Annotated in this window: 11 protein-coding genes; 1 reads left to right on the forward strand and 10 read right to left on the reverse strand. The window is 30.7% G+C overall.

Translation table 11 applies throughout. From position 1 onward, the window contains the following. Nucleotides 1-102 precede the first annotated feature (102 nt). From RH98_RS03345 to RH98_RS03370, 6 genes are all read right to left on the reverse strand, one after another. A complete protein-coding gene (locus RH98_RS03345; protein WP_237717503.1) occupies nucleotides 103-2,028 on the reverse strand; it encodes an OmpA family protein in 1,926 nt (641 codons plus the stop codon). A gap of 258 nt (nucleotides 2,029-2,286) precedes the next feature. Continuing rightward, a complete protein-coding gene (locus RH98_RS03350) occupies nucleotides 2,287-2,643 on the reverse strand; it encodes a hypothetical protein (protein WP_010250506.1) in 357 nt (118 codons plus the stop codon). Between the two features lie 179 nt (nucleotides 2,644-2,822). Further along, on the reverse strand, nucleotides 2,823-3,968 hold the full coding sequence (locus RH98_RS03355) for a cytochrome-c peroxidase (protein WP_010250507.1): 1,146 nt from the start codon (nucleotides 3,966-3,968) through the stop codon (nucleotides 2,823-2,825). A gap of 21 nt (nucleotides 3,969-3,989) precedes the next feature. Then, the gene (locus RH98_RS03360; RefSeq protein ID WP_010250508.1) at nucleotides 3,990-5,519 is read right to left on the reverse strand and encodes a DUF6850 family outer membrane beta-barrel protein; all 1,530 of its coding nucleotides are present in this window, start codon (nucleotides 5,517-5,519) and stop codon (nucleotides 3,990-3,992) included. Between the two features lie 13 nt (nucleotides 5,520-5,532). Then, entirely contained in the window at nucleotides 5,533-6,756 is a 1,224-nt protein-coding gene (locus RH98_RS03365) for a DUF4876 domain-containing protein (protein ID WP_010250509.1), read from the reverse strand. Between the two features lie 21 nt (nucleotides 6,757-6,777). Further along, entirely contained in the window at nucleotides 6,778-9,555 is a 2,778-nt protein-coding gene (locus RH98_RS03370; RefSeq protein WP_026038718.1) for a TonB-dependent receptor, read from the reverse strand. Nucleotides 9,556-9,944: 389 nt separating this feature from the next. Here RH98_RS03370 and RH98_RS03375 point away from each other — a divergent pair, with 389 nt between their 5' ends. Then, nucleotides 9,945-10,412 carry a YbaK/EbsC family protein gene (locus RH98_RS03375; RefSeq protein WP_010250511.1) on the forward strand — a complete coding sequence of 156 codons (468 nt, stop codon included), beginning with the start codon at nucleotides 9,945-9,947 and terminating at the stop codon, nucleotides 10,410-10,412. A 121-nt stretch (nucleotides 10,413-10,533) separates the two neighbouring features. On the opposite strand, the gene RH98_RS03380 is transcribed toward RH98_RS03375, so the two are convergent. From RH98_RS03380 to RH98_RS03395, 4 genes are all read right to left on the reverse strand, one after another. Further along, nucleotides 10,534-12,009, reverse strand: a complete 1,476-nt coding sequence (locus RH98_RS03380) for an anion permease (RefSeq protein ID WP_010250512.1) — start codon at nucleotides 12,007-12,009, stop codon at nucleotides 10,534-10,536. Nucleotides 12,010-12,524: 515 nt separating this feature from the next. After that, on the reverse strand, nucleotides 12,525-12,962 hold the full coding sequence (locus tag RH98_RS03385) for a hypothetical protein (protein ID WP_010250513.1): 438 nt from the start codon (nucleotides 12,960-12,962) through the stop codon (nucleotides 12,525-12,527). A gap of 464 nt (nucleotides 12,963-13,426) precedes the next feature. Further along, nucleotides 13,427-13,669 carry a hypothetical protein gene (locus RH98_RS03390; protein ID WP_010250514.1) on the reverse strand — a complete coding sequence of 81 codons (243 nt, stop codon included), beginning with the start codon at nucleotides 13,667-13,669 and terminating at the stop codon, nucleotides 13,427-13,429. Nucleotides 13,670-13,777: 108 nt separating this feature from the next. Continuing rightward, a complete protein-coding gene (locus tag RH98_RS03395) occupies nucleotides 13,778-14,488 on the reverse strand; it encodes a DUF1963 domain-containing protein (RefSeq protein WP_010250515.1) in 711 nt (236 codons plus the stop codon). Nucleotides 14,489-14,694 lie beyond the last annotated feature (206 nt).

The following is a 14,694-nucleotide window of genomic DNA, read 5'->3' on the forward strand; positions in this document are numbered from 1 at the left end:
ACCCTACTATGGTGTATGGAAAAGCAAATAACAAATTATATGTAAAAAAAGGCAGACATTATTGATTATAATGTCTGCCTTTTCATTAAAGGATAAGTAATTTTATTTCTTCAAAATTATAAATTCAGATCTTCTATTTTGGGCATCTTCCCATTCTGTACATGGTTCACATTTAATTTTTAAATCCTGCGATCCATAGCCTTGATATTCTAATCTTTCTTGTTCTATTCCTTGACTAATTAGATATTCCACGGTAGCTTTTGCCCTATCCTGAGATAACTTAAGATTATACTCTGTACGTCCTTTACTATCAGTATGTGAAGCTACCTTTATTCGCATAGAAACATAGCGTTTCATCACCTTAACAAGTTTATCTAGTTCAAACTTACTCTCTAATGTGATTTCTTTTTGATCAAATGCAAAATGTATTTCCTCTAGAGTAATACGATCCTCTTCTATCATTAATTCTTCCAAAGGATGAAGTAGTACTTCAATTATTTGTTTACTATCACCTTTTTTTACAGAAATTTCAACTATTTCATCTAAATAATCAGGATGTGAAACTTTAATTGAATATGAATCATCGCAACCTAATTGTCCTAAAGCTATTCCTCCCTTATCAGTAACTGCTTTATTTTCTATTCTTCTTCTACTATTAGTAAACTCAATAATTGCATCACTTACCTCTTTATTAAAGCTCTTATTCTTTACTCTTAGTTCAATATCAACTTTACATATTGGAATCGCTTTATAAATATCTGTTCTCCCTATTCGATTTGATGAAAAGAAGCCTATTTTTCTATCTGGATAATAAGTAAATGCAAAATCATCACGAGCCGAATTTATTGGTGCTCCTATATTAACAACTTTAGCTTTTGAATCATTTAAATCTATACTATAAATATCAAATCCTCCATATCCGCCCCATCTATCTGATGAGAAATAAAGTATATTATCTTCACTTACAAATGGGTAATCATTTCGTGTGCCTGAATTAATTACACTCCCCATATTCTCAGGTTCTCCATAGTCATCATCTTCTAATAGTTCTACACGCCATATATCAAGTTCACCATAACTACCTTCCATATTAGAAGCAAAATATAAATATTTACCATCAGGGCTCACTGAGGGACTTTGGTAAGTATATCCAGCGGTAGTAAAAGGTAGCTTTTTAATCTTCTTCCATTTTTTATTCTTTAGTGTAGCTTGAAAAAGATTCATAATACGATCTCGATGTTTTACCGTTTTATTGTTTCTATAACGAGGATAACGGTAAGATTCTGAAGCAAAATACATTTTCTTATCATCGTTTAGTGAAGGAGCAACAATACCATCATTAAATCTTCTATTTATTCTCCCTTTTAATCTTGTAGCAGTAAATATTGGCTCCTGTACAGATTTAAACTCAGCTTGGTATATATCATAGTTTGGTCTGCGCTTATATTTGTCTCTAACTTCAAAGATTTTACGCATGAATTTCTTCTCTTGTTTTGTGCGATTAGATACAAAATATAAAGTATCATTCTTTGTTAGAACAGCACCAAAATCATCATAGAATCGATCATTTAGACCTGACTCTTGAAACATAAACTTTTCAGGGAGTTTTGATAAATCATAATATGCATCAGGATTGTGCAAAAAGTCTTTTGCTCTAGAATCCGTAGGTGCAAGTTCTGCAAAATCATCCATCATATCACGCGCCACTTCTTGCCTACCGCTTTTCTGTAAAACTTTAGCATATCGATAATAAATATCAGCAGAAACATCAGGATCTTTTAAAATAGCTTTACCATAGTATTTAGAAGCCTCAACAATGCGATCTAATCTATCATAACAATCAGCTAACTGCAAATAAATATAAGTATCTGTTCGTCTACCATAATCTAATCGTTTATATTCTTCAGCTGCTTTGCTATATTCTGTATTCTTATAGTATTTATCTGCTCGTTTAAGACTTGGCTTACCTTTTGCAAAGGTTACAAAATTTAAACTACAGAATAAAACACACCATACTAACTTATTCAAACCAATCTTCATGTTATAAATTTCGTCTAATATTCAAAGTTAATGATAAATCTTCCATCTCTACTATACAACGTTAATTAAGGGATTAAGTTGTCTAAAACAATGAAAAAACATATAATAGATTATACAAATTAAAACCTCAAGTTGCGTAAAATAAAAAAGGCAGTCTTCCTCAATAATTAGAAAACTGCTCTTTATTTTTTTGTTATTAAAACACTTGACTCAATAAATATAATATAATTTTCAATAATTAACAAATTAATAATCGAAAATCAAAATATCATTCTTATATAATTTAATGTTTTTATCTACTTCGAAATATTTATAAATATCATCTCTATAAAGATCCCCATCATCATCATGTATTAAAGGTAATAATACATCTGGCTCGCTATTAAAGCTTATATATACCCACTCATTTAAATGATCATAAGTAACTTCTAGTTTATTTCCTTCTGGGTCTTCCCATTTAGAAAATTTACAAACTAGGGTATCAGTAAACTGCTCTACTTCTTGCTTACTCTCTTCTTTTATTTCTTGATGGTCTTTTTTGCATTTTTTATTATTACATGCAGCTAGGACAAAAAGAACAAATAACCATTTTACTATCCTCATCACCTCTTAAATTACATCTTCTTACTTAAATTTTCTCTTCTTTAGTAGCTTATTTAATATTGCTACTAATGTAGGTCAAATTACAAATAAAAATCTTAAAACAATAAAAAACAAAAGAAAATTATAATGCTTATGCAGTAAATTATTTATTTTTCGTAATTAAGAGCGAGTCTATAGTTTTAATTTCTTATTATCTCTGGACGACGCATCTTATAACGCGTTCCAGATAGCGCTTCTAAATAAGCCACTATAGATTTTACCTCTTCACGGCTTAATTTTAAAGGTTGCATTAAAGAATCTGTAACAGGATATAGTGGGTCTGCAGCTTTCTTCTCTGGTGTTGGATCTATCATATGCATTCCACTATTATATATATTTACAATACCTTCCAGATTATCGAATAATCCATTGTGCATCCATGGTCTAGTTAGTAATAAATCACGCAATGAAGGGGTTTTAAACTTTCCTACATCATCCGGATCTTTAGTAATATTATACCTTCCAAGATCCTCGTATAATCTTTTATAATATGTTAAACCTATATTGTGAAAACTATCATCTGTCAAATCCTTGCCGTAGTGGCAATTCATACATCTGCCTTTAGTACGGAAAAGATGCATTCCATAAATCTCTTGATCACTTAGTGCATCATACTTTCCATCTATAAAAAGATCTACTCTACTTGGCTGACTTTTAATCGTTTTTTGAAAAGTTGCCAATGCCCCTACTATACGGTCATAGGTTACCTGTTTGTCTCCAAATGCCGCTTCAAAATAAGGTGCATAACCTTCTAAATGACTCAATCTCGAGGGTAACTCTTCTATATTCATTGCCATTTCATTATGCGCAGTGAGTGGACCACTAGCTTGTTGTTCCAATGAACTTGCCCTACCATCCCAAAAAAATACAGTACGATTTGCCATATTGTATAAACTTGGTGTATTTCGCATCCCTTCTAAATGATCATGTCCTAATGCTACACGTCTTCTATCTGTCCATCCCATCTCAGGATCGTGACATGAACTACATGAAATTTGTCCAGATTTAGAAAGTTTCGGATCAAAAAACAACATTTTACCTAACACTACTTCAGGTATTTCTTGCGTTGTGAAAAAGCTTGTGTCGCGTTTGATACTTTCAAACTCTTTCCAATCTACCCCTTTATCAATAGTAGGCACAGGCCAATCTTTAATATCTTTTTTATAGCTATCAATAATTGCAAGATACTCTGGATCTCCTTCTTTTAATACTTCTTGAAACACAGAAGTAAAACTCAAAAGACCTAGAGCAAAAAATCCAGATAATACATAGATTACCTTTTTCATTTTTATTGTTTAATTTAAGTATTAAAAAGTAACCCCTAGAGTTACTCCGTAATAATCGTTAGATTTATAATTTTTGTATTTTAATTTTTGTAAATCACCGCTGATGTATAAACCTATGTTGTTTTTAATGAAATAATCATATCGTAACACAGCCCCATAAGTTGTATAATCTGATGATAAAACCTCAAAATCATTAATTAACCACTGCTTAATACCTTCCTTATTATCCTCTATTTTTAAAGCATTTACACTTTTTGTCGCTTTGCGTAATGCCAGGTAAGGTTTTATGGTTAATAGATTTTTTTTATTTAATTGTTGCATATAAGCTACATCCACGCCATAGTTATTATAGGTAAACTCTTGTCTTCGCTCATATTCTTTTAAATGCTCTTTCACTTTTTGATAAGAGAAAAAAGGTTGTACTGATAAAGTATAATGACCAGCATTATATTTATACAAAGCTTCAATCAAGGTATTATTCTCTTGATATTTATAAAGTTTTTTCTCCAAAAGCTTAGTAATATAAGAAGTGTTATTTGAATACAATACATCAATACCATCTTTTTTTACATTATCATATTTAACTTTTCCTAGTATTGTATGATTACTGAAACTAATTTGCTTTATTGCTTCTATAGTAAATATTGAAGTATCTAATTCGTTTATGGTATAATATTCATTTCCATTCCCTCTTTTAGCTTCTTTTTCTAAATTTGACTTTGAATAAGTGATATTCAATGCTATATCATTCTCTCTGCCTAATGACAATCCCGTTGTATATCCATTACCCCTATAATAAGCTGTTGTAGGTGCATTACTAAAGAAATTATTATACACCCCTAATCCTATCATTTGATAAGCAGCAGCTTTTCTTATTTTACTCACATAACTAACATTAGTATCTTGCGTGTAATGATTTATGGCTCCTATAAAAGAAACTTTATACTGCTTATAAAAATTATAACTAGCCCCAAGTGATATTAAAATATCAGATGATGTACTTTTTGGTCTAGGATCCGAATCGCGATAGTTAGAAGTAGCATTATAGCGCATTGACAAACCAAATCCAAAACGATTAAATGCTTTTGCATAGCCTCCTGTGAAACTATAAACCTCCATTTTATTGATTCCTTTTACAGAATCGCCTAATACATAAGGTCCTATTTTATCAAGGTCAATAATACTATTCCATTGCACATTTTTTTGTTTCTGGTTCTGATAAGAAACCGCTCCCCATAAAACTTGGTTATCTTTTATTCTCTTATATGAATTACTTCTTACAGCAAAGGTTTGCTTATCATCTCCCCCTTGCAATAAATACTTTTTGTCACGCTGCTTATTGTAAGCTACCTCAAAATTAGAAAAAGAAAAATTACTATAATCCAGTTTATTAGCTGGATTATAGTAATAATTACTTTTAAACTCTCTTTCTATTTGATATTGGTTTTCTATTTTCCTAAAAAAAGATAAAGAATCAACTCTTTGCTGCCCATATATTACTTGTAAGGGCAAACAAACTATAATAAGAAAAAAGAGTTTATTAATTTTCATTGTTTAAAATTTATTAATGAACAATTCCATTTGCTACACTTGGCTCAGAAGCTTGTACAAAATCTTCTACCGAATTATTAGTGTCTTTATAAATATTTCTTCCTTCACTATTGGTACCGATTACTTTTCTACGAACTGTTTTTCCAAAACGTGTTTTATCGTGATTAACATCACCTATACCAGTCCATCCATTATCAATAGAAGGATCTAATATCACTAGATTAATCTCTTCTTTAATCGCTAAATTCACTCCATCGATTATCCAACTATTAGGTACTTCGTAAACACTTTTCTTAGTAATTTTACCTGCTTTGTTTGGATATTCATAGTCATATTTGTAATTAGTCATCCATGTCTCTGGATCCTCTCCCTTTGGAAAACGAGCTAAAGCAAATGACTCTGTTCCTCTGTTATTCATAAAAAACATATTAAAATTCATAGTACTGTAAATAACAGGTACGTTTGGAATAAGAGGATTATCTACTTGACCCAATTTTGGATTTTCTAGATTAGGATATTCGTAATCAGCTTTACTTAAATCAAAAGCTGGTACGTTTGGCGTTCTATGATCTACAGCATTATCAGCCACTATTATAAAGTCTCCAGGAGCAACGTCTTTACCTAAATCACTTGGAATCATTATTACACCTTTAACGGCCATAGCACTAGATCTTTTATCTGGAGTAACATTGTTATTAACATTAGATAAAAATTCAGACTGAAGAATTAAAAGACCACCTGTATTTAAAACTTTATCCGTATTGTTTACAATTTTAAAATATTTACTATTATTAAAAGATTTATCCTCCAAAGTACGAACGCCTACAAAAAATATTTCTTCTATAATAAAATCATCATTAAAAGCCTTAGCCACTACCTCTATCTCTACACTCTGTGTTTCTTTAACTAAATCAACAACAGTCGTTCCTCCTACTCCTATTTCCTCATCATCTATAGAAATTGCTCTACCATCTAAAACAATCTTATAACTTCCTGTTAGAAGACTAATTGATGATTGTCCACCTTCTAATTTTTCTTGAGTTACTTTTCCAGTATTAGTTTCTGTAATAGTTAAATCAACTTTTAAGAACTCTTTAATTTTATCAGATTTTAAATTAACTGTCAGTTTACTTTCTCTTTGAACAATCTCTGTCGTATTATCATCACTGCTACATGATGTAGTAGTAATCGTTAAGCTCAAAAGAGCTACAAATAAGGCTAAAATTCTTTTTTTCATATTTATTTATTATTTTATTTTTTAAAAATTATAAGTCATTTCCATTCCAAAATAAGGTGTACTATAAGCACGTAAATTAATCTTAGTATCACCTAAATAATAATATGGTCGTATTTTCGTATAGATATTATTGACAAAGAAAGAGACCTTGACTTTGTCAAATATTTTCTTGGTTACTTTTAGATTTGAAGTTAAATCATATCCATATTTGAAATCAAGATTATCTGTTGAAGAAACAGGTCTAATTAACCATTGTTTATAAATATCAGTCCTATCAGCCTGCGTATAATCAAAAATATTTCCTTCGTAATCTTTATAATAAATTGGAGTATCAGATTTGAAAGCTCTTCGATCATTTAAATATAATTCTCCTTGTAGTGACAACGAAACAGACATATCTAATGATTTTACGTAGGTATCAATTACAAGGTTAAAACGCATTCCCCCTTTATCATATCCTTCATCATTTGCATAAATACCTACATAAGGAATATTTCCACCATTTATTGACATAGTAGGTTTCCATTCAATATATTTTGTATTTTCATAAATGGTTTTAAACCATGCTCCACTTAGAGTAAATCTTGTACCTATTGACTCAAATCTTGGAGAATTATAACCAAATTCTATCCCACGTTTGTAAGTACTACTCCCATTTTGATTCATTCCAATTACATCCCAGGTGGTTCTTTCTTCATAAGGAAGTTCATTAATATCAGGCTTACTAGTTACTGTCTGATGATCAATCCCTGATGTATCATATCTTTTGTAATCATAGGAATTATAGGCACTCATATTTCTGAATCCTGTGGGCATCTTCTCATCAAAATAGGTAATAAAAGCACTATGTCCTTTATAGCTAAAATCAAAACGCACCTCTTTTTTAGTATTCTTAGCTGCTAATAAATCGTAATTTGTTTTATCTTGAACATAAGTCATAAAATTCACGTATCGATACGCTTCATTAGGGTGATAGTAGTTTAATTGCTGAAAATCTAAGTACGATTTATTTGGATAGAGCATCATTAAAGTAGGTTGCTTATAAAGCTCACCATAACCTAAGGTAACATCTGTTTTCAAGAAATCGCTTCCCAACTTAAGATTTGGCAATGACCACTGAAAATTAACGCGTGGTTCTACATAAACTTTTTTACTTATAGCATAACTATCATTTACTCCAAGCATTTTTGAAATTCGTACTCCTCCATATAGAGCTAATCTATGATCTGATATTCTATATTGTATTCTATCTCCAGCAAAAAAAGCTATATTCTGAAATGCAAGAATATCTTTAAATGCGCGTGGACGTGTACGAGTAGTTGCTGTAGGTGGTTTTAGCAAATCATACATTTGTCCTCGACCATTATTCTTTGAGTATTTGTAATCAATACCAAATTCAATATCGTTATTAATCTCAGCTATTTTAAAATCTAAATTAGCCTGCAGTTTTGTATTGATATCTAGTGGTTTACTCTCAGTATGTAAATAAGAAATATAGCTCAATTCTGGGAAATAACCATCATTAACACCTTGTTCAAAAGCGGTAGATATAACTGTTGCTCCAGGCATTTGAACAAACTTAGTTTGTTTTAAGTCTTCAAAACCTTGGCGTACACTTGTCTTTAATTCTATGTTTTTAAAAAGGCTTTCTCTATTAAATACATAGTCAAAGTTATTTGAGAATGAAAGTGTATATCGATTATTTTTATACCTATCAACATCTACAACATCATCATCTGGATCCACTTTTACATCATCAATATTTCCATTTAGATCTAGATTCGATTTCCAAGTAAGTGAATGGTTATTCTGAAAATTAAATTGTTTCTTAGAACGAATTGAGGAAGTAATACGTTTATAAGTTTCATAGATATCTCTAGGGTCAGACTTAGCATCTAATAAATCAAAACTTACATTCAAATCCCATGTAGGAGATAGCGATAATCCCTTTGCTATATAATATTGCTTACTATATCCATCTACTTTTAATCTAGCTTGCCAATCTGTATGACCACTTTTACGATTAATTAGTACTAATCCAGAGGTCAAGTCTCCATAAGAAGCTGAGGGAATACCCCTTATAACTTCCACACTTTCAATATCGTTTGTTGAGAGTGTACGCATATCTACCCCTATAGAATTAGTTTGTCTATTTGCTGCCACATTGAAATGAGAACCAACACCTTGATCAGCATCCACAGACACAAGCATATCAGCATTAGTGTTTAAGATATTACCATCCATTACAAACTGCACACCAAGTGAACTTGTGTTATATCCACTTTTGCCAAATTCTCTTATTAATATTTTATTGGTTGAAGTTAAATTGGGAGTTTTAGAAACACCACCAGGCAATAATTCCATTAAATCTGCAAAGCTAGAGGGTTGCAAGTGCTCCATAGCTTTACGATTAATAACTGACTTGGTAACAAGTCCTTTACCTTCCTCTGCTGTGATGACAACCTCCTCAAGAGTATTGTCACCAAGAGGTAATTTAACAGAAAAAGTTTGACTTGAAGTAATATTTAATGAATGACTAACAGTTTGATAAGAAATATGAAAGATAGTCAAATCATAGTTCCCTTTTTTTAAAGTAAAAACTGCTTTTCCTTTATGATCACTTAATTGAAAGTCGCTGTGATTTTCGTTACTAATTTGTACAGAAGCATTCTCTATAGGAACAAGATTCATATCTGTAACTATAACCTCTACTTTATTAATTTCTTGGCCATAGACCATTGATGTTAATAAAAAGAAAAAAACAACGCCTATTAACGATACTTTATTTAAAGAAATCATCTAATCAAACAATTAAAAATACTGACAAATATAGACAACAAAAATTAATAATTATCGCTTATTTAGACTAGTTCTATATATTTATTATAATAATAACTTAGAGTGATTCAAAATAACATTATAATAAGTAAACTATTATAAAAATAAATAAACTTTACAATTACACTAAAAAATGTAATTTTTTGTCATAAACTAAAAGCACTTTTCCTACACTCTTTTAAATCTTTCTGATTATTTTCTTCTTTTTTGATCCGAGATTCCATTAAAACTTATCAATTATTATCAATAAAAATCATTTACTCACCCCTTTTTATTAAAAGTTAAAAACATTACAATGAATTTTTATCTATGAATAAAATTTGTACATTTTACTCTTAAAAATACCAACAATGAAAACAATAGATGTAAAAAAATTCTTAGAGAGTAAAAATTATGGCGATCGATTCACACAATTTGAACAAAGTACTGCAACAGTAGGTGAAGCTGCAAAAGCATTAAACTGTGACGAAGATCAAATTGCTAAAAGTATAACTCTCTATAATGAGAATGGAGATGGTGCCTATTTAATAGTTGCCTCAGGCAATAGTAAAATTGACAATCGCAGTTTTAAAGATACTTTTGGCATAAAAGCTAAAATGCTAACATATGAAGACGTAGAGCGATTTGTAGGTCATAAAGTTGGAGGTGTTTGCCCTTTTGAAGTACTTTCTACTACAAAAATTTACCTAGACACCTCGTTAAAGAAACACCAAGTAGTCTATCCAGCTGCTGGAGATTCAAACTCAACAGTTAAATTGACACTCGAGGAATTGACTAATCTTTGTGATTTCGTAGATTGGATAAGTGTAACCAAGTAAAAACAATTAATAACTTTAAACTCATCTATTCTGTACCTGCTATAATTCTTCAGACTATAAAAAAAGCGAGGAAGTACTCCCGTACTCCCTCGCTTTTCTTTATTTAAACTATATTTTTATTTTACCAGAATCCTAATAATTTCCACCATGCTCCACCTACGATAGCCCAAATTAATAAGTTAACAACACTAACTACAAATCCGACTTTCCACCATTCACCCAATGTTGTATATCCTGACCCAAACACAATTGGCGCTGTTCCTGTTCCATAATGTGTTAAGGACATCATTAGTGAAGAAGAAAATGCTAACATTAATGCTAATAACATAGGAGGCGCGCCAAGTGAAATTCCTGCGGCAAAGAAAGCAGCAAACATTGCAGTAATATGCGCTGTAGTACTAGCAAAGAAGTAATGCGAATACACATATACAAGTACTAAAATAATAGTTCCCACTACCCAGCTTACCCCTAAGTGATCTATACCTGTTCCAACTGTTTGTGCTAACCAAGAAACTAATCCTAGCTTACCTAAGAAACTTGCCATCATCACTAAAGCAGCGAACCATACTATAGTATCCCAAGCTCCTTTATGTTTTAAAACATCATCCCAATTTAATACACCAGTAATAATCAAAATAGACAGTCCTACAAATGCAGCAGTAGTAGGCTGTATAAGAAAAGCATCACCAAATATCATCGCTGGTACTCCAGCCCACATTATTAGTAATAATACAAAAACTCCTAATGTAATCTTTTCTGCTAAGGATAAAGGTCCTAATTCTTTGATTTGTTTTTTAGCAAAGATTGGAGCATCTGGCGTTTTCTTAATCTCAGGAGGACAAATCATATAAATTACTAAAGGCATCACAATTAAAGAAATAATTGCAGGAACAAAAGCAGCTATTGCCCACATTCCCCATGACAAATATCCTTTTGATCCCATTGCTTCATAAATTAAACTTACAATTAAAGGGTTTGGCGCTGTAGCTGTAATAAACATCGCTGATGTAATAGGATTAGTATTATAATTTACTAATGCTAAGTATCGTCCTATCTTCTCTGTAGATCCTCGTTCAGGCTTTGAGCCGAAACTACTTGCGATAGAACGCATAATTGGATGAATAATCCCTCCTCCTCTTGCAGTATTACTAGGAGTTACAGGTGCAAGTATTGTTTCTGCAAACGCAAGCGCATAAGCAATACCTAATGTTTTTTTACCGAACAAGGAAATTAAAAAATAACCTATCCTAGCTCCTAATCCAGTTTTAGTTAAACTTATAGAAATCATAATCGAGATACCGATTAACCAAATAAGATCGTTTGAAAAGCCACTTAACGCATCTGCTAGTGCTGCTTTACTACTAGTAGGATTTGTAACACCAGTAATTGCTACAAGTGAAATTGCAACTATAGAAACTGCACCAATAGGCAATGCTTTTCCTATAATTGCTGCAATAGTTCCTACAAATAATGCTAACAAATGCCAAGCATTAGGACTAACTCCTTCTGGTACTGGCACTAAAAACCAAATAATTAAAGTGATAGAAACAGCTACTAGAGCAGGAATGGGCTTGATGGGGTCTAATTTAAATTCCATTTGACTTTCTTTTAGTATTAGATGAATACTTAATTAGAAACAAGCATATAATTCTTTTGTATTTAGAAAAATGACACTTTTTCCTAATTAAAATGTTAGGAAAAAAGCAATTCATAATAAAAAATCACATTAATAAACATGACATTTAAAACACTCTTTTCATGTATAAATTTACATATTATATGTAAAAAATACCAATTAAAAACTGCTTTTTTTAAATAAAATATAACTTACTTCAATACCACCTACATTACAATAAATAGACCAAAATCATTTTTTTTATAAATTTTATTTTATTAATTCCTCAACTTTCCTAGAATCAATACTTAACAATATTATTTAAAAAACTTAATTATAAAATCTAACCTTTTAAATGAAAAAAAATCAACTATACAGAAAACTTTCAGAATCGAAAACATAGCATACAAAAAATAAAAAAGGCTTCAATTAACAATATCATTAATCAAAGCCTTTCTTATTATAAACCAAATATAAACTACTGCTTTATCTATCTCTTATATTTCAATCTGTCCATTTTCTTGTTCTAATTTTATTTCAATCTCTTTGCCCTCATATTTTAACTGCAATAAACAATCGTCTAAATAAATTCGCGACTCCTCTGTATAATTCCTAGCCACACTTAATCGATATAAAGCCGTTTCAAAATCCATGGCTTTAATAACCTTCTTTGTTTCTATCGCACCATCTAAAGCAGCAGATAATGCATCCTCGCAACCACACCTTTTTAAAAGATTCATTCCTTTGATTAAAGACTTACGTGCTTTAACAGTAAATGCTCTTAAATCACGTGAATGATCGGTGCGATATGCTTTTTCAAAATTTAGTATTGCATCTTCTAGATAATCATTTGCCTTAATACATTGTTTTTCTCCAGCTTGTATTGCTGTATAATTTAATAAGAGTGTAAATAAGATAGCAATCACTTTTTTCATAAACCTTTTTTTATATTTAATTACAATTTTTAAAGGTACAAAAATTACAATTAGCCATTAAAATCTATAAAGAGCAGAAAACAAATAAGAAACAAAATTCAATATATGATATTTACAGTTTGATACATATAAGAAGGATAATAGTCTAACAAACTACCTATTTTGAATTTATTTGCCTATTCAATAGTTGGATTTTTATTACTCCAATCCTAGACCATTACTGTCTTTCTATAAACTGTATTACAATCATATATCATCTTTGTTTGGGTTCTGTTCGAGTAAAGCTAGTGTTTATATGCTCTTGACAGGCTTTATCCGAACAATCCCCGAACAAACTACCTTGATAACTTAAAATACGATATAACTAATCGTTACTTAATATGTAAAATAAGGGCTCTCTCACCCTAAAAGTGAGAAAGCCCCGTTTGTAAATAAACAATTAATTCTATCGTTTGAGAGGATTATTATAATCCCAACAATTCTTTTAAGAGTGCTTCATAAACACCTTTCTTAGCCTCATATCCTTCTATATATAAATTTGCATCCATGATTGAGGAAGCTGCTACCTGTGCTCTAACTTTCATTCCTGCATTAATCATTTCCGTAATACTTTCGGTCAATACCTTATCAGCTTTCTCAGAGAGACCTGTAATTAATTCAACGGTCTTATTTCTTTCGTCAAATATTAATTCATTATACCTAGACATACATCATCTTTTTAACAATTATATGCTTAAAATTACATAATTTAATTTCAAAAATCAACATAATAAACAAATAATTTATCATTTTTAATATATTACAAAAAAAGTAAACTAATAGAAATCATAATACAAGCTCCATTGCTTATTTTTTGGATTTCTCGCAAACATTAAGCTACCATTATCTACCACATTTAAATTAGCCTTGCTATCAGAAGATATTTGAAATAAGTATTCAAAACCTTCACCATACTCATCGTCTACTCCAATCCCTGACTGACAATATGATGGATAACCTCCAATCTTTGTTAAATAACTGTGCTTAACTTCGTTGTAGTAATTCTCTATTATACCATTTTTTTCTAATGCTAGTATTGCTTCTTCCTCACTATGTGAGAGTCCTCCTCCATCCCATAAAGGATAATCTTCTTCTAGGAATTCAGATTTCAAAGCAAAAGCTTTCAAAAACGACTTCTTATTGACTAAGTCTTTATACAGCACCTCATCCAATGAAATGTACTCACGTATTACCCAATGATTGCCCATTGCTTCTAATGGCTCACCAAATTGTGCAGAAACAAATACGGTAAGTAGTTTAATACCTTCTAATTGTTTTGGTATATAGGGAAGATTAGGTAGATAAAATTGGGCTAAAGGAATCATCTCATTACCTTCAATATCCAATGGTATTTGTTCATTTTCTTTATAAGCGAACACCCTGCCAATCCAACTTTCTTCTAATGTATTCAATGGACGAAAACCACCTGTAGTAAATGCAGTGGCTCTACGTTTTATTTTTTCTTTAATCTCGGCAATACTTTTCATTTGTTTCTTTATAATTAATTATTAATTATCTCTTAAATTTAATAATATAGACAGCTTTTTTTATCTAGTTTAACTTTTAACTATATTTAGCATTTTCCAACATATGGTAATCAGTTATAAAAACAATATAATCACAACAACAATAAACTCAAAAAAGATTAAGACTTTAATATTTTCACCAACAATAATAAACCACCTCCAACTCT

This window comes from Myroides injenensis M09-0166, from assembly GCF_000246945.1.
Classification (GTDB): Bacteria; Bacteroidota; Bacteroidia; order Flavobacteriales; family Flavobacteriaceae; genus Flavobacterium; species Flavobacterium injenense.